The organism is Candidatus Coxiella mudrowiae (assembly GCA_001077715.1).
Lineage (GTDB): Bacteria > Pseudomonadota > Gammaproteobacteria > Coxiellales > Coxiellaceae > Coxiella > Coxiella mudrowiae.
In genome coordinates this window covers 612,448-627,296 of record CP011126.1, presented here as the reverse complement: position 1 = coordinate 627,296, position 14,849 = coordinate 612,448, and the positions used below count along the sequence as shown (strand labels likewise).

The following is a 14,849-nucleotide window of genomic DNA, read 5'->3' as shown; positions in this document are numbered from 1 at the left end:
TCGAAAGGAAATAATAAAGCTAGTAGTTTCCCCACTTTCTTCCATCCAGACTTTAACCGTCAGCTCTGGAATTCACTATCTGCCCTCCCAAACTGAGAGAAGCTTGCGGGCTCATTTTACAAAAAAAATCACAGCCATTAGGGACTTTCACCCCGCCCTGAAGGTCTTTTTTAGTAGTACAGTAACAAATCTGACCAGGAAGTCAACTATCGTTCTAAGCATTGCTTCAGCTAACGACCACGCTGACTGGATTTAGGGAGGGACTGAAATGAAACTCTCTAAATTTAATTCAAAACTTGATATCGCACACAACATCCTGCCCAATCTGACGCCATTGAATGCGATGCTCTTGAAAATCAAAAGGCAATTGAAAAGCAGAGGTAGCTTGATCACCCATAACTTTAGGGGCAACATAAATTAAAGCACGATGAATTAATCTTTTATGCAAAAAAGATTGAAAGCATCCCCCCCCTGCTTCCACCCAAAGATCGTGAACTCCATCCGCTCCAATCGTACTTAAAACTTGATTAAGGTCCAAACCTTCTTTGGTTCCAGTTACTCCGACACAACGGATATTTCTTTCAGCAAGGGCTTGTTTACGCTTCTTATTAGCAGGTTCTTTATGAAAAACAACTAACTTTTCTGCCGTCCGATGGATACAGGCATTTGACGGTAAGCGTAGATCAGAATCGAGAATATAAACCAGCTTTTTTATTGTCTCGTTGACAAGACGTACATTTAATTGAGGATCGTCCTGCAAAATTGTATTTATTGTCGTCAGCAACGCATCACTTTTTTTTCGAAATTCATGGGTGTAAAGTTTCAATTCTTCTCCAGTCAGAGCGAGAGGTTTGCCTTTAATCCCCGCAATTTTACCGTCCAAACTAAGTGCTAATTTGATGGTTATCCAAGATCGCTTGTTAGCCGTCCAATAGGAATAACTTTCATAAAAGGATTTAATTTCAGGTGTCTCCACCAAAAAACAATCAATTCCTGCTTGTTTTAGCACTTGAGCCCCTTTATTAAAAACATTCGGATTAGGATCAGCCAAGCTATAATAAACTGCTTTTATTCCAGTTTTGATAATCAAATCAGTACAGGGTGGTGTTTTTCCGTAATGGCAGCAGGGTTCCAAAGTAACATACAAATCTGCTCCTTTCGCATTTTCACCAGCAGAATTAATAGCTTCTACTTCCGCATGGGGAAGCCCGCTCCGCTTATGAAATCCTGTAGAAATAATTTTATTGTCTTTGACTAAAATAGCCCCTACTGCGGGATTTGGTGCACAAAATCCCCGCCGAATTTCAGCAAGCTCCAATGCCTGTTTTAAATAAACTTCAGGATTATTATTCATTAGCTTCTAAATAAACAAGAATTATCACTGAAAACAGCATCCAACCCTTTAGGTAAACAAACTTCGAGCAACATCTGCATCGTTAACAGTATAAACAAATAAATAGTAAGAGGCTTGTTTAATAGCTTTGATTCTTTCTGGATTTAATTTCTTATAATTTAGATGAATCAATACGCATTGATGCATTTCCAACAATACTTACCATTTCCTAGGGCAGGTATTAAAAATATAACCCAGCAAAAAATGATCGCCCTCTTTTCGCATTGCCTACAAACAAGCAGACGAAAAACTGGAAATTAAAGGTTTTAGAAAATAATCCGGCCAGTATAGGCTTTTAATCCCAAAGCAAGTTGTTTTACTAATTTCTCTGCGTCAGAAACAGTTGCTTTTAATTCAATATTAATTTCTAAATTTAATTCCGCTGCTTGTTGTATATATTCAATAAAGCTGGGTACACGCATGGACAAAATCCCTACTGAACCAACTGCCTGCGTCGAGCTCAGAAATATCTGCTTTCGTTAGCTTTCGTTAATTTAGTTACTAAACCCAAGCCATTTGTAGTCCACCAGCCAAGGGTCGTGCAAAATAATCGCCTGCTTATCTTTCGTCAAGCGCACATCAAATTCCACTAATTTTGCACCTAATTGCTTGGCAGCTCGAAGCGAAGATAATGTATTTTCAGATGTAACTAAAGGCACTCCCCGATAAGCAATTATTTTTGGTAAATTAAGCTGTAACAAAAAAATCCTCCTCTTACATATTACCAAAATCCTTGCTACTATTGGTGCACCTTTTTTCCGAGTTATTACAAGGATTTCATTTATGCCACAAGCAAGTAAGCGAAATCATCCCACGCACGAAGGCTTGATACGTTATGCCCGAATGCTCGGCTTTGGTGACATTCATACTAAAATTGATCCCGCGAGTGGACTCCAAACTATCATTGCTATTCACAGCACTAAACGGGGGCCCGCTATTGGTGGTTGTCGTTTCTACCATTACCCGTCGATAGGCTCAGCGTTAAAAGATGCTTTACGCTTATCCTATATGATGACCCTAAAAGCCGCTTTCAGCGATCTTCCTCACGGCGGAGCTAAGGCCGTCATTATGAAGCCCTCCATCACTTACAACCGAGAAGCACTTTTTCGTTCTTTTGGTGATTTTGTTCATGACATGAACGGACGATACATCACAGCCATGGATATCGGAACAACGACAAAGGATATGGATATCATAGCTGAGCGCACATCCGACGTAATCGGGGCTGCAGGAACCGATGAAATCCAAGGTGATCCCTCCCCTTTCACTTCGAAAGGCGTTTTTCGTGGATTACAAGCCGCCGTTAAATTTAAATGGAATAGTGATAATTTAGAGGGCTTACACATCGCTCTACAAGGTGCCGGCAAAACCGCTTACTATTTAGCCAAACTTTTGCACCAACAAGGGGCAACCTTCACTATCTGCGATCCTAAGTCCGAAGCGACCCAACCCTTTGTGGATGAATTTAAAGCCACAGTGGTCTCTCCCGAGAAAATTTACGACGTAAAATGCGATATTTTCTCGCCTGCTGCTATTGGCGGTGTCATTAATTTAAATACACTCAACCGAATTAAGGCCCCCATTATTGCAGGCCCAGCTAATAACCAACTTGCTCATCGAAAATATGGTGTTATTGCTCATCAACGCGGATTTCTCTACGTTCCCGATTACGTTATTAATGCCGGAGGATTAATTCAAGCAGCTTCAGTGCATGATTATCATACCGTAGATGTCGCTAACAAATTAATCGAAAAATTATACGACCGTCTTTTAGAATTATTTAACCGTTCCATTAAAGAAAACAAACCAACCACCGAAGTAGCCGATTTAATGGCTAAAGAAAAACTTGCTGCCGCGAATTCTCATTATCTGGAGACGGTATGACACCCCAAACGACCACTGTTGCCAACTTTGCCGTTCAATATTTACAGTTTCTCGATGCGAACAGTCACCCTACCCAGACTTTTCCTGAATTTGCAAATCCTGATACTCTGTTGTATCTTTACCGTCAGATGGCTCTCATTCGCCACTTCGATAACAAGGCCGTTAACCTTCAACGCACCGGAAAAATGGGCACCTACCCCTCTTCTCGAGGGCAAGAAGCAGTGGGAATTGGCATGGGAAATGCCATGCAAGCCGAAGATATTTTTTGCCCCTACTATCGGGATCAAGGAACCTACCTCGAACGAGGAATAAAATTATCAGAATTTTTAACTTATTGGGGAGGAGATGAGCGAGGTAGCAATTACTCTAATCCTAACGTTAAAGACGATTTTCCCAATTGTGTTCCTATTGCCGGGCAACTTTTGCACGCCGCTGGAGTTGCCTATGCTATTAAATATCGAAAACAACATCGTGCTGTAGTAACGATTTGTGGAGATGGCGGCACTTCTAAAGGCGATTTTTACGAAGCAATTAATCTAGCTGGATGCTGGCAATTGCCGGTGGTTTTTGTGGTCAATAATAATCAATGGGCTATTTCGGTAGGCCGTAATCAACAAACCAGTTGCCAAACTTTAGCCCAAAAAGCCATCGCCGGAGGGTTTGATGGATGGCAAGTAGACGGTAACGACGTCATTGCTGTCCGTTATTCTGTTTCTAAAGCTCTAGAAAAAGCACGGGTAGGAGGTGGCCCTACCTTAATTGAGGCCATCACTTATCGTTTGTGTGATCATACCACTGCCGATGATGCGAGCCGCTATACCCCTTCCGAAGAGCTAAAAATAGCTTGGAAACGCGAGCCTATTGCTCGGCTTGGCTATTATTTGGAATCTCAAGGACTGTGGTCGCGAGACCAAGAAACGAAATTGCAAACGGAATTAGCCAACGAAGTCGATCAAATCGTGAAGGAATTTTTAAATAGGCCACTACCTAAACCGACAGATATGTTTGACTATCTCTATGCGGAACTACCAAAATCGCTTAAAAAACAACGTCATGAGCTTATTGGAGAAGGGGAATGACCTATATTACATTGGTTGAAGCAGTCAATCAAGCGTTGGCCTATGAAATGACGAAGGACGATTCGGTTATTGTGCTAGGAGAAGACGTTGGTATCAATGGCGGGGTTTTCCGCGCTACCGTAGGATTGCTCGAAAAATTTGGACCGGAGCGAGTTTTAGATACGCCATTAGCTGAAAGTATGATCGCGGGGATTTCAATAGGAATGGCGGCTCAGGGCTTAAAACCTGTTGCCGAATTTCAATTTGAAGGATTTATTTATTCTGGTTTAGATCATATTTTGAGCCATGCATCGCGATTGCGGAATCGAACTCGAGGTCGATTACATTGTCCTATTGTTTATCGCGCTCCTTTTGGCGGCGGTATCCATGCTCCGGAGCACCATTCAGAAAGTATGGAAGCCCTGTTTGCTCACATTCCGGGATTAAGGGTCGTTATTCCTTCTTCTCCCGCTCGGGCTTACAGGCTGTTATTAGCTTCTATCCGCAACCCCGACCCTGTTCTTTTTTTAGAACCAAAGCGGATCTATCGTTTGGTAAAGCAAGAAGTCCCTGATGATGGGAAAGCGCTTCCCTTGGATCAATGTTTCATTTTGCGTGAAGGATCTGATGTCACCCTCATTACGTGGGGAGCCATGATCAAAGAGACTATGGAAGCGGCGAATCAACTGGCTCAACAAGGTATCGAAGCAGAGATAATCGATGTTGCCACCGTAAAACCGCTGGATATGGATACTATCTTGCATTCTATCGAAAAAACAGGGCGTTGCGTGATCATTCATGAAGCCCCATTAATCGGCGGAGTTGGAGCGGAAATTGCAGCAGGTATTGCGGAGCAAGGCTTACTCTCTTTATTGGCACCCATTAAGCGCGTAGCGGGATATGATACCATAATGCCCTATTTCCAATTAGAAAAAAAATACATGCCCAGCACCCACCGGATCGTTAAAGCGGTACAACCGTTGATGGAGTTTTCTTAATGAAATTTTTTAAATTACCAGACCTTGGAGAAGGCTTGCCTGATGCCATAATTCGTGAATGGTACGTGAAAGAAGGCGAGGAAGTGGCTGTGGATCAGTCGCTAGTCGCTATGGAAACTGCAAAAGCACTTGTAGACGTTCCTTCTCCCTTTGCCGGTAAAATTGAAAAATTATTTGGCAAGCCAGGAGATATCATCAAAACGGGTCACTCTTTAATCGGTTTTGAAGGAGAGGCTGAAGAAGTAACCTCTCAAGACGCTGGGACGGTCGTTGGCGCCATTGAAACCGGTGAAACTGTCTTAAAAGAAGCAGCTACGGGCATTACTGTTCAAAAATCCGAAGAAAGAAACGTTGTTAAAACAACGCCGGCGGTGCGAATGCTCGCTAAGCAGCTTGGAGTGGATCTTTCCACCATTAAACCTCAAGGGGAAATGATTACTACCGACGAAGTTAAGCAAGCCGCTCAATTACAGAAAACTTCTTCGAAAAGCACTCCAATCGAAGGAGGGCTTACCCCTTTATCCAATGTGCGGCGTGCAATGGTTCTCAGCATGAACCAATCCCATCGAGACGTCGTTCCTGTTAGCTTAGTGGATGACGCAGATATTCAGGCCTGGGAAGGTCAACAAGATATTACGATCCGGCTAATTCGAGCTATTCAAGAGGGCTGCAAAGAAGTTCCCATCATGAACGCTTATTTCGATGGCGAGGAAATGGGCTATCAAATAAAAGAAAATATCAATATCGGGATAGCAGTTGATACCCCCCATGGCTTATATATCCCTGTTTTAAAAGATGTTATTCATCGAAAGGATAACGAGTTACGCCAACAAGTAGATCGCTTTAAAGAGATGGCCCAAACCCGAAGCTTTCTTTCCGAAGACCTTCGTAGTGCCACAATTATGTTATCCAATTTTGGGACCTTTGCAGGGCGCTATGCAAATCCCATTTTACTGCCCCCCATGGTCACTGTCATTGGTGTCGGTCGCATAAGGAAACAAGTAATGCCTGAAAATGGCCAGCTCGCAATTCATCGAGTATTGCCACTCTCTGTAACTAGCGATCACCGATTGATTACAGGCGGAGAAATTGCGCGATTTTTAAAAGTATTAATCGATTCGCTAGAAAAAGCCTGATCTTAACTCAAGGCTTCAAAGTAGTAGTAGTCGAGAGCCTACATTTTGCAAACTACGGTAGAGTATTGTAAATTTACAGCCATAATCTAATACGTAAACACTACGAGTGGATGCGATGTCTAGTGAAGGCTATCATGAACCTCTCGGAGGATTAACTTCCCACACACGTATCATGGATCAAGCCATTGTTTCTCTCATGGTTCTAGAATGGATTCGGCGTAATGACCCAGGTTTTGATAAAGAATTGCGAGAATATCTTTTTACCGATAAGCCTATTGTCGATCTTCATTCCAAGGATTAAGTCATTTTAGCGTAAGCATTTTGCAATTGCTTAATTTCTTGGAGCGCCACCTTGAATCGGTTATCGATCTCTGCAGGGTCGTCGCAGTTTAATTTCAGTGCCCTCTCTAAAAAACTAAAGGCCCGTTTCAACCGCGGTGTAGGGCAATAAATAACACAAACCAACCATACAAACGATGGACAAGCTTAAGCAGCTTAGTCCTGTTGTTTTCTTGATACAACTTTTGCAAGGCTTCCTCTTAAATTAACAATTCGTTTATCAAATCTTTCAAAATACTTTTTACTTTTTGGAGGTCGGCATCCATTAATTGGATGCCTAACTCTAAATCAATAATTTTTTCATTTTGGTAAAAATGTTCTTTTAAAGGATCAACACGTTTTATTCTTTTCCTCTTAAACACCAAACGATTGATTATTGCCCGGACTTAATGACGTATTACTTAATGACGTATTAATAGATGAAATCAAAAGATTGGACCTTAGCAGCTTCTAAATCCTCTTTTCCCAGTTTAACCACGAAAGGTTGATAACCAAGACTAGTTAGCTTTTCTTTTACTGCAATATTGTGTGGTAGGATCGTCTTCAATCACTAATATGCGCACAGGAAACCGGCTGCAGTTCCTAAATAATTTCTTTAGCAATATCAATTTCATCTGGATCTTCAAAATTGATTGAGCTTTGAGAAATCCTTATAGCAATATGACACGTAAAAGTGCTACCGACGCCAACTTGACTTTAAGCCTTTAACTTTAAACCTTTATTTTGTGCCTAATTGTTCGAGGTATAGTTTAACAATATAAAGTCCTAATCCAGTCCCAGGATATTTATTTTCAAAGAAAGGAATCAATCGCGTAAAAGATTCAAAAATTTTATCGTCTCTATTTTCAAGTATACCAATACCAGTATCTGAGATATCAATTTTTAAGTTAACCTGATTTTCTCCCAAGTCCTCTAAAAAGAAAGATACTGTAATTTTTCCCTTATTAGTGAATTTAATCGCATTAGATAACAAATTTAATATAATTCGATGAATCAAAAGCCGATTAGCTACAAACATTAGAAGAAATCGACGAATCATAATGGGTTTCAAGCTTCAGCTGTTTGCCTTCTATGGAAGACATCATGAGTTAGATCAATTCATTTAACAATAACTTAGGACTAAAATCTACTTCTTGATCTGGAAGTTAATGCTGTTCAGTTTTAGCAATGTCAATAATGCCATTTAATAACTCTAATAATTGTTTGCCTGATTGCATAATGTAATCGATGCTTTTTTTGTCTCTTGGGTCGCTCTTAATCTATAACTTAAATTTTCAGCTATACTGATAATACCACTCAAGGGAATTTTTAAATCATGACTTATATTAGCTAAAAAAATTGATTTGGCACGATTAGCAGCTTCTTCTTTTTCTTTAGCTTCTTTTAATTTTTCCTAAATTTTTTTTAATTCCGTAATATCTAGATAATTGCCAATCACCCCAACAATTTGATCGTTTTCATCCCGAAGTGGCATTTTAATACCCATGAAATATAAGGTTTTACTACTGGGAATTGTCACAGTTTCTTCGTAATGTTTAATTTCTCCTGTTTCCATTACGTAACGGTCATTTTCCATGATAACTTTGGCAACATCACCCCAAAAATCGTAATCGGTTTTACCAATAAGTTCTGGAGTCGAGCGTAAGCCAGGGGTTTTCACCATAAAATCATTACAGCCCAAATATCGGCCTTGACGATCTTTCCAATAGAGGCTTCCAGGAGTGAAAACCACTACATTTCGCGGAAAAATCTCGATATTTTTTTCTTATATAAAAAGCACCTTAAATATTTTTTCCTAAAAATTCTTTCATTTCCCTATTTTCCTTATAGTATTTTAATATTAATGTCCCATTGGAGAGACAGTTCTCGAAGAGGCTGTCAGTTCAGACGATTCAATAAAAATCCCTTTTGGATTTTCCATAACAAAACGAAATATTCCAGCTTTTATTTCATCTTCCGATTGTCTTGCAAACTTTTGCGCCAACTCTGAGTCTTAATTTCTTCGTATGTGATCGTATAAAAGTTCAGTTTGGCCATACAGACAGATCATGATTTCGTCAGCGTACCGTTATCCCGGCATTAGCAAGTGCTTTAGCCTGAAGGAAGCTTAATCCCATCAATCCCAACAATATTCCTTGAGGGGACACACTGTACATAGCCTTTTCACCACAGAAATTGATGGGATTACCACCATTTTTGACTACTATCCGGGTATCTAATTCATTTATCATTGCAACGTCTGCATGAATATCCTTTGGGATAACGTCATAGCCTTTAGTAAAAAGTTTGTATTAATTTTAAAAATCGATAAGAATTCTTTATCTCCTGAAGACAAACTAAAAAGCCATTTAGGTGTTTGACTATACTGAACAACTTCCTGCACAGCATTAGACTCGGTAATATCTTTTGAAGTACACCCAACCACAATCGTTGAATGCGCAAACAAATTAGAAAGACTACTTAACTTAGTAATCCCGGAGGGCAACTCAATCATAAGCTCTGGCTTCGCATCATACACCAGGACTTTATATTTCTTTGCTATCTCTAAATTCTTTGCTATCTCTAAAGCAAATCGTTTCCCCATCTCACCAAATCCAGCCACGCAAATAATTGGCTTTCTACCATTCATTACCAAAAGTACTTCAAATTCGATTGTTTTTTTCTACTCTTTCGAAAGCGATCTGAACTACTTGTGAGGATATTCCCGGTTGAAAATAGGATAAGGATACGTCTTAGATTCATCGCCAGAGACGGTCAATTGAGCGCCGATGACGAATTCGGATAATTTGAATACTTCACTGAGCATACAAGGGGCTAAGGTAGTCCTTACATCATTAAAAATTAAAAGAATCGGTTTTTTTCTGTCTGGCAGAAATTGGATTATAAAAGTGATAATGTCTTATCCTAAGCACGCCGTGCTCTCGTACCTATGACTTCGTCAATACCGCCCCATTGGAGAAGTGGCGGTAATGGAATGATATGAAATCCACTTTTTTTCAAGTTGTTCCACAACCGCCAGATAAGTAGAATATGGCTTGCCGAGAATAACCACATTTTTACTTTGTAGGCCATAATTTTTAACCAATAATTCCAAGAGCTGTCAGTTTGTTTCAAGAAGATGTAGGAAAATAATTACTACCATATCATCCAGCTCTGGCTACCATTTAAATTTAGCAATCCCTTCAAGGGTTTTATCGAAATCAAAATCATTTTTTCCTTCATTAGAATTTCCAATCCGAAATCAGGAAAAAAATAGTTGGCGTAGGAAAATTTCAGACTTTTATTTTTCTGGCTTTAATAATTGTTGACGGGAATTTATACAAAGCGTCGACATCCACTGTTGGAACATAATTCCAAAAGGATTGAGTAGATAGGCAGAATTATTAGTTAGAGAAACAAAATAATTCATTAAAAGATTGCGGTGCAAGTGTCCTTTCAACGCTATCATTTTTACTTACCTAATAAAATAAAACTTAATATTTCTTGCTATCTCCCCTCATCTCCCTGCAGAAGATAAATTGGGAACCATTGGTCCGTGCTTGTAGTTAATTAGCATCCCGAATAAATTATTCAGGAAAATAATTAATTATTAATTCTTTCATTGTAATAAAAAATAGTAAATCAAAAATTTAAATTTGTAGAATTAAATGCTCATGAAAATCTGGTACATCTAATGACTCACTATTGTTCGACCTATTTATTAGGAAATAAACAAAAATTATTGTTAGCTAAAAACGATTTAGCAACACGTAAATCTACACGCTCAATTTTATTAGTATCAACTTGCTCTTGAATGCTCTGATTATTTAAAAATTTCAAATGAGACCATAACATCAAAACCACAGCCGTTAACACACCTGCCCGGCATGATATTTGCTAAATTTTCCGAATAAGAAAAATATCCGTCTTGCAACGACGTCTCTACAATAAGTTTGAAACCGAGGTCTGAGAAATAGCTTGAGGCCCCAGCTATGCTTGTGAGAAAAAATATTTTTTTCGCACTCCAATAACTTCTTTTTCTAAGGTTTTGTAAAATAGAAATAATTGTTTTTATCAGCTGTTCGGGGAATTCATTAATATTCTTTCTATAAAAGAAAGTGGTGAGGAGCGTTGCTCCCACCATGATTGAAGATATATTTTGATAATGATGGTCCGACCCTATCTGGATTTGGGTAAAAGTTTCAATCCCCTGAACAGCTGGCAGCCAATTTAAGGTAATAACTATCGACGATGAAAGACAAAGTATCTTCCCAATTAGAGAAGAAATGCCTTACAAAATTCTTTCTATTCTCTTTTTTGGGTAAATTGGGCCAATGGTTCTCGACGTGCTTCAAAAATTCCTCCACAGCTTCCTGAACCATTTCCATTTCTTATTTCTAACCAAAAATTAAAATCATTTAATAATAATTCCAATTTTTTAAATACCTAGAAGAGTCATTTTTATCCTCAAGAGAAGAAATAAAATTTAATGTACTCGCGAAATGGGCAGCTTTATAAACTAAAAAAACTCAATAAAAAAACCTACTACCTCATCAGGAATACCCAAAAAGATAAGGCTTTCGACCGATTTCTGCAAAAAATAAGGCTTGTTAATAGCGACCAAGTGAATATAATCGTCTAACCTAAACCAACCCGGTCCTCTTCTCTTACGTTTCTATAAGGCAGTAAAGAACCGGAGGTTAACACTACATGTTTTAGAAGATCAATAATGGCTTTTCCTGAATCAAAAAAATAACGTTTATTTAAAAAAAAGAGTACTGCTTCAGAAGCAATTAATATAATTGCACCATAAGCAACCCCCCGCTGACTTGCTTCATTTAAAAGCTTGATTAAATACTGGGTGGATTGTAAACCTCCAGCTCGTTCAGCATTAACAGCAGCCAACGCATTTAAAACGGAGGTAGGTAAAGAACAGCCAAACAAACTGCACCCTCGGCAAACGTAGAAAATTTAATATTTGGAATAAGATCCTGAAAAAATAAGAAAGGACCAGCATGATCATCTATAAGACCTAAAAAATTTGATGTCATAACCATTCTCCTTTTAATTATTTCTAAATCTAAAAAAAATTATGGTGTACCACACTACAAATAATGATCAATACAATCAATTTATCCATGCCCGCGCATTGCAGAACATCTGAATCCACAATCCACGAACTCATTTTATTCCATTCTTTTGGATGCCAAGAAAATTGAATTGTACGAAAAACTCGTTCAGGATGAAGCATAAGAATAGTTATCCGACCATCCGGGGTGGTAAGACCTGTGATTCCAGCTAGACTACCATTGGGATTCACAGGATAATCGATGGTAGGAAAGGAATTCCACAAGGATCAATAAAACGCAAAGCAATAAGTTTATTTTTTTATTCGCTGCTCTTGTTCCACTTCAAATACGGCACGTCCTTCACTATGAGAAACTACAATAGGAAGACGACTACCACTCATTCCTTGGAAAAGGAATGAAGGAGATTCAGGAATTTCTATCAAGGAAAGATGTGCTTCGAATTGTTCTGAAGTATTGCGTTCGAAAACAGGCCAATCTTTAGCACCTAGAATTATTAATTTTAAATGGGAAAAAAGCTGGAAACCGTTATAAATGCCTAAAGCGAAACGATCATGACTCTGGAAAAATAAAGCGAATTCATCAGAAATTCTTGGATGCATTAAAATCGATTGTGCCCAGCCACGACCAGCACCTAGTACATCTCCATAAGGAAAAACCTCCACAAGCAGCCAACCCTTTAAAATCACTTAAATTAATCCATTTGTTTAATAAATCACTCATGTGAACATCAATGCTATCAAAACCCGCAAAATAAAAAGCGGCAACCATTTCTCGATAACCATTACTTCCTTGCTCACGTAAAATAGAAACCCGCAGTCGAGCTCCTACGTTAATGTAAGGAAGCGAAACATTTTCTTTATTATCAAAAGTAATTTCTGCTATAAGACTATAAGACTGGGGTGGTCTTTATGTAATAATTTATCAAATTGCTGTTTAGCGCAATCCGGATTATCTCGTAAAGCCTGCAACCGATAACTTGTCTCGCTCCACCATCGATGCAGGACGCTATGACTTTCCTGAAAAACTGTTTTCCTTGGAAATTCAAAATAAATTCATCCGCTTCATTTAGCTCTCCAAGGTATGTGCGCATGTATTTTTAATTCGTATTTTTCTAATATTGTTAATACATCCACAACATTTTCTTTCTTAACTTGAATAACAGCCCCTAACCCTAAGGCCTCAGTAAACATACTCACTATTGGGGAGTTACTACCTAATGATTTTAACTCAATGGTAATTCCCGTGTGAGCGGTAAAAGCTATTTCACATAAAGTTGCTAACAACCCTCCATCGGAACGATCGTGATAAGCTAATAATATTTTTTTACGGCTGAGCGTTTTAATCGCTTGAAAAAATTATGTAATAAGGAAGGGTCATTAACATCAGGCAGTTGATCTTCTATCTCATTATAAACTTGAGCTAAACAAGAACCTCCTAAATAAATGGGCTCCTTTGCCCAAATCAATGAGCGACAATTGAGTCTCGCCCACATCGGTTTGCAATTGCGGAGTAAGAGTATGGCGCACATCTGTAGGTGCCCCGTTGCGGTAATAATTAAGGAAAGCGGTGACACCACACTTCACTTTTGGTTGCCGTCTTGCCAAGAAGAATGCATAGATAAGGAATCCTTACTTACTGGTATACAAATTCCCAACGCGGGACATAATTCTTTCACAACGGCTCGAACGGCTTCATACAAATTTGTCCCCTCTCCTGGAAAATTCGCTGTTGCCATCCAATTCGCCGACAAAACTACTTGGGAAATTTCATCAATAGACGCAACAGCTATGTTAGTGATGGCTTCGCCGACCGCCATTCTCGCCGATGCAACAGGATTAATCATCGCCAGGGGCGCTCGTTCATCCATGGCCAAGGCTTGTTTCCTTGATAACCTACAAAACTATTCGCTGTCACTGCCACATCCGCCACTGGCACTTGCCAGGGCCCAACCATTTGATCACGCAAGACCCCCCCACAGAACGATCACCAATAGTACAATAGTAATTAAAAAACTTTTATCGGCCACCGAGGGATAGTGTAAAACACGTTTAATAGCTTTGGCCCAATCTATCCCCCCCGTAGTATCGAAAAGCGTGGTTCTAGGAGATCGTCGCCGATCTTCTCGCTGCATAGGTGACATGCCTTCAAAAACAATAAGGACAACGGCAACATCAATAGTAGGAGTGTGAAAATAATTGTCATTCACTACCAATTTTTTTGCTGTTTAACATAACCAACGACTTCAAAAGGACATCACTCACGTTCAGCAATAACGCGAAATATCTCTAGCGATTCTGAATTTAATAGCCAGAACAAATCGTTCCTGTGCTTCATTACACCATATTTCTATGGGCGTCATTCCAGGTTCAGAATTCGGAATATCCCACAACTCAAATTCTCCCCACATTCGCTGGCTTCAATCAATTCTGGAAATGCATTTGAATAACCCCCAGCCCCCACATCATGAATGCTCAAAATAGGATTTTTTCTCCCAGAGAAACACATCCATTAATTAATTCTTGTGTCCGACGCTGCATTTCAGGATTCGAACGTTGAACGGACGCAAAATCCAATGCCTCGGTGGCTTCGTTACTACTTCGAGAAAAGGCAGAGCCACCTCCTAAACCAATAGTCATAGCTGGACCACCAATGACTATTAATAATGCTTTTTCTTCAAAAGATTGTTTTTCAACTTGCGAATGGTGAATTTTCCCAATTCCCCCAGCAATCATGATGGGCTTACGATAACCGTAAGAAATAATTTCTCCTTGCGTATCGATTTGTGCATCAAAATTTCCTCTATATTCTAACGTCAGAAAATAACCACAAACATTTGGACGTCCAAATTCATTATTAAACGAAGCCGCACCGATAGGTCCCTGTAGCATAATACCCAATGGAGACGTCAGTGATTTTGGATTTTTAAAATCTTTCTCCCAGGGTTGATAGAAATCAGGAATATGGAAAGGAGA

The 14,849-nt window shown here is 39.3% G+C and carries 23 protein-coding genes, 2 pseudogenes and 1 riboswitch; of the genes and pseudogenes, 5 read left to right on the top strand and 20 right to left on the bottom strand.

The genetic code is table 11. The annotated features are described in order from the left end of the window. Positions 1-29: 29 nt before the first annotated feature. Positions 30-169: riboswitch (FMN riboswitch) on the bottom strand. Between the two features lie 120 nt (positions 170-289). The 3 genes from ribD to CleRt_RS11580 all read right to left on the bottom strand — a co-directional run bounded on the left by ribD (position 290) and on the right by CleRt_RS11580 (position 2,094). Continuing rightward, positions 290-1,354 (bottom strand): bifunctional diaminohydroxyphosphoribosylaminopyrimidine deaminase/5-amino-6-(5-phosphoribosylamino)uracil reductase RibD, encoded by a 1,065-nt coding sequence (gene ribD / locus CleRt_RS03050; RefSeq protein WP_048875044.1) that lies wholly within the window; start codon positions 1,352-1,354, stop codon positions 290-292. 305 nt (positions 1,355-1,659) lie between these two features. Next, positions 1,660-1,815 (bottom strand): hypothetical protein, encoded by a 156-nt coding sequence (locus CleRt_RS11585; RefSeq protein ID WP_235379166.1) that lies wholly within the window; start codon positions 1,813-1,815, stop codon positions 1,660-1,662. 72 nt (positions 1,816-1,887) lie between these two features. After that, complete coding sequence (locus CleRt_RS11580; RefSeq protein WP_235379165.1) at positions 1,888-2,094, bottom strand: glycerophosphodiester phosphodiesterase; 207 nt, start codon at positions 2,092-2,094, stop codon at positions 1,888-1,890. A gap of 78 nt (positions 2,095-2,172) precedes the next feature. Here CleRt_RS11580 and CleRt_RS03040 point away from each other — a divergent pair. From CleRt_RS03040 to CleRt_RS03020, 5 genes and pseudogenes are all read left to right on the top strand, one after another. Beyond that, positions 2,173-3,277: pseudogene (locus CleRt_RS03040) on the top strand (Leu/Phe/Val dehydrogenase). Further along, positions 3,274-4,356 carry a pyruvate dehydrogenase (acetyl-transferring) E1 component subunit alpha gene (gene pdhA, locus CleRt_RS03035; protein ID WP_048875042.1) on the top strand — a complete coding sequence of 361 codons (1,083 nt, stop codon included), beginning with the start codon at positions 3,274-3,276 and terminating at the stop codon, positions 4,354-4,356. Before CleRt_RS03040 ends, pdhA begins: the two are co-directional and overlap by 4 nt. After that, complete coding sequence (locus CleRt_RS03030; RefSeq protein ID WP_048875041.1) at positions 4,353-5,333, top strand: alpha-ketoacid dehydrogenase subunit beta; 981 nt, start codon at positions 4,353-4,355, stop codon at positions 5,331-5,333. Before pdhA ends, CleRt_RS03030 begins: the two co-directional genes overlap by 4 nt. Further along, a complete protein-coding gene (locus CleRt_RS03025; protein ID WP_048875040.1) occupies positions 5,333-6,469 on the top strand; it encodes a dihydrolipoamide acetyltransferase family protein in 1,137 nt (378 codons plus the stop codon). The genes CleRt_RS03030 and CleRt_RS03025 overlap by 1 nt, the downstream gene beginning before the upstream one ends. Positions 6,470-6,584: 115 nt before the next feature. Further along, positions 6,585-6,770 (top strand): ferritin family protein, encoded by a 186-nt coding sequence (locus CleRt_RS03020; protein WP_048875039.1) that lies wholly within the window; start codon positions 6,585-6,587, stop codon positions 6,768-6,770. 238 nt (positions 6,771-7,008) lie between these two features. Here the strand turns inward: CleRt_RS03020 and CleRt_RS09955 are convergent, their stop codons facing one another. The 17 genes and pseudogenes from CleRt_RS09955 to CleRt_RS11550 form a co-directional block, all read right to left on the bottom strand. Continuing rightward, positions 7,009-7,170 carry a hypothetical protein gene (locus CleRt_RS09955; RefSeq protein WP_157870807.1) on the bottom strand — a complete coding sequence of 54 codons (162 nt, stop codon included), beginning with the start codon at positions 7,168-7,170 and terminating at the stop codon, positions 7,009-7,011. A gap of 356 nt (positions 7,171-7,526) precedes the next feature. After that, entirely contained in the window at positions 7,527-7,859 is a 333-nt protein-coding gene (locus CleRt_RS03015) for an ATP-binding protein (RefSeq protein ID WP_157870806.1), read from the bottom strand. A gap of 141 nt (positions 7,860-8,000) precedes the next feature. After that, positions 8,001-8,147, bottom strand: a complete 147-nt coding sequence (locus tag CleRt_RS13975) for a histidine kinase dimerization/phospho-acceptor domain-containing protein (RefSeq protein WP_157870947.1) — start codon at positions 8,145-8,147, stop codon at positions 8,001-8,003. Between the two features lie 54 nt (positions 8,148-8,201). After that, positions 8,202-8,540 carry a PAS domain-containing protein gene (locus CleRt_RS03010; protein WP_048875037.1) on the bottom strand — a complete coding sequence of 113 codons (339 nt, stop codon included), beginning with the start codon at positions 8,538-8,540 and terminating at the stop codon, positions 8,202-8,204. 325 nt (positions 8,541-8,865) lie between these two features. Next, the gene (locus CleRt_RS09945; protein WP_157870805.1) at positions 8,866-9,039 is read right to left on the bottom strand and encodes a hypothetical protein; all 174 of its coding nucleotides are present in this window, start codon (positions 9,037-9,039) and stop codon (positions 8,866-8,868) included. Beyond that, positions 9,036-9,437, bottom strand: coding sequence for an NAD(P)-binding domain-containing protein (locus tag CleRt_RS03005; protein ID WP_048875036.1), 402 nt, complete (start codon positions 9,435-9,437; stop codon positions 9,036-9,038). The genes CleRt_RS09945 and CleRt_RS03005 overlap by 4 nt, the downstream gene beginning before the upstream one ends. Before the next feature lie 651 nt (positions 9,438-10,088). Further along, the gene (locus tag CleRt_RS09940) at positions 10,089-10,256 is read right to left on the bottom strand and encodes a hypothetical protein (RefSeq protein WP_157870804.1); all 168 of its coding nucleotides are present in this window, start codon (positions 10,254-10,256) and stop codon (positions 10,089-10,091) included. Positions 10,257-11,425: 1,169 nt separating this feature from the next. Next, positions 11,426-11,731 carry a hypothetical protein gene (locus CleRt_RS03000; protein WP_048875035.1) on the bottom strand — a complete coding sequence of 102 codons (306 nt, stop codon included), beginning with the start codon at positions 11,729-11,731 and terminating at the stop codon, positions 11,426-11,428. Between the two features lie 136 nt (positions 11,732-11,867). After that, positions 11,868-12,539: pseudogene (locus CleRt_RS11575) on the bottom strand (phosphoribosylformylglycinamidine synthase subunit PurQ). Further along, positions 12,457-12,645: a phosphoribosylformylglycinamidine synthase subunit PurQ gene (locus tag CleRt_RS13145; RefSeq protein ID WP_306686793.1), complete on the bottom strand. Its 189-nt coding sequence runs from the start codon at positions 12,643-12,645 to the stop codon at positions 12,457-12,459. The pseudogene CleRt_RS11575 and the gene CleRt_RS13145 overlap by 83 nt, the downstream one beginning before the upstream one ends. Before the next feature lie 293 nt (positions 12,646-12,938). Further along, entirely contained in the window at positions 12,939-13,160 is a 222-nt protein-coding gene (locus tag CleRt_RS11570) for a hypothetical protein (RefSeq protein ID WP_235379164.1), read from the bottom strand. Positions 13,161-13,186: 26 nt separating this feature from the next. Beyond that, the gene (locus CleRt_RS11565) at positions 13,187-13,405 is read right to left on the bottom strand and encodes a hypothetical protein (RefSeq protein ID WP_235379163.1); all 219 of its coding nucleotides are present in this window, start codon (positions 13,403-13,405) and stop codon (positions 13,187-13,189) included. Positions 13,406-13,456: 51 nt separating this feature from the next. Continuing rightward, the gene (locus CleRt_RS11560; protein WP_235379162.1) at positions 13,457-13,744 is read right to left on the bottom strand and encodes a hypothetical protein; all 288 of its coding nucleotides are present in this window, start codon (positions 13,742-13,744) and stop codon (positions 13,457-13,459) included. Further along, positions 13,717-13,842 carry a hypothetical protein gene (locus CleRt_RS13140; protein WP_306686792.1) on the bottom strand — a complete coding sequence of 42 codons (126 nt, stop codon included), beginning with the start codon at positions 13,840-13,842 and terminating at the stop codon, positions 13,717-13,719. Before CleRt_RS13140 ends, CleRt_RS11560 begins: the two co-directional genes overlap by 28 nt. Further along, positions 13,835-14,083, bottom strand: a complete 249-nt coding sequence (locus CleRt_RS11555; protein ID WP_235379161.1) for a hypothetical protein — start codon at positions 14,081-14,083, stop codon at positions 13,835-13,837. Before CleRt_RS11555 ends, CleRt_RS13140 begins: the two co-directional genes overlap by 8 nt. 149 nt (positions 14,084-14,232) lie before the next feature. Continuing rightward, the gene (locus CleRt_RS13970) at positions 14,233-14,382 is read right to left on the bottom strand and encodes an AIR synthase-related protein (RefSeq protein WP_371440247.1); all 150 of its coding nucleotides are present in this window, start codon (positions 14,380-14,382) and stop codon (positions 14,233-14,235) included. After that, complete coding sequence (locus tag CleRt_RS11550; protein WP_235379160.1) at positions 14,349-14,765, bottom strand: hypothetical protein; 417 nt, start codon at positions 14,763-14,765, stop codon at positions 14,349-14,351. The genes CleRt_RS13970 and CleRt_RS11550 overlap by 34 nt, the downstream gene beginning before the upstream one ends. Between the last annotated feature and the right edge of the window lie 84 nt (positions 14,766-14,849).

Bases quoted from the DNA above. Each gene is read 5' to 3' on its own strand.
- CleRt_RS13970 (WP_371440247.1), bottom strand. From the start codon at position 14,382: ATGTGTTTCTCTGGGAGAAAAAATCCTATTTTGAGCATTCATGATGTG.
- CleRt_RS03025 (WP_048875040.1), top strand. From the start codon at position 5,333: ATGAAATTTTTTAAATTACCAGACCTTGGAGAAGGCTTGCCTGATGCC.
- CleRt_RS03020 (WP_048875039.1), top strand. From the start codon at position 6,585: ATGTCTAGTGAAGGCTATCATGAACCTCTCGGAGGATTAACTTCCCAC.
- CleRt_RS09945 (WP_157870805.1), bottom strand. From the start codon at position 9,039: ATGATAAATGAATTAGATACCCGGATAGTAGTCAAAAATGGTGGTAAT.
- CleRt_RS03030 (WP_048875041.1), top strand. From the start codon at position 4,353: ATGACCTATATTACATTGGTTGAAGCAGTCAATCAAGCGTTGGCCTAT.
- ribD (WP_048875044.1), bottom strand. From the start codon at position 1,354: ATGAATAATAATCCTGAAGTTTATTTAAAACAGGCATTGGAGCTTGCT.
- CleRt_RS11585 (WP_235379166.1), bottom strand. From the start codon at position 1,815: ATGCGTGTACCCAGCTTTATTGAATATATACAACAAGCAGCGGAATTA.
- CleRt_RS11565 (WP_235379163.1), bottom strand. From the start codon at position 13,405: ATGTGCGCCATACTCTTACTCCGCAATTGCAAACCGATGTGGGCGAGA.
- pdhA (WP_048875042.1), top strand. From the start codon at position 3,274: ATGACACCCCAAACGACCACTGTTGCCAACTTTGCCGTTCAATATTTA.
- CleRt_RS11550 (WP_235379160.1), bottom strand. From the start codon at position 14,765: ATGCTACAGGGACCTATCGGTGCGGCTTCGTTTAATAATGAATTTGGA.
- CleRt_RS09940 (WP_157870804.1), bottom strand. From the start codon at position 10,256: ATGATAGCGTTGAAAGGACACTTGCACCGCAATCTTTTAATGAATTAT.
- CleRt_RS13145 (WP_306686793.1), bottom strand. From the start codon at position 12,645: ATGGTTGCCGCTTTTTATTTTGCGGGTTTTGATAGCATTGATGTTCAC.
- CleRt_RS03005 (WP_048875036.1), bottom strand. From the start codon at position 9,437: ATGAATGGTAGAAAGCCAATTATTTGCGTGGCTGGATTTGGTGAGATG.
- CleRt_RS11560 (WP_235379162.1), bottom strand. From the start codon at position 13,744: ATGGATGAACGAGCGCCCCTGGCGATGATTAATCCTGTTGCATCGGCG.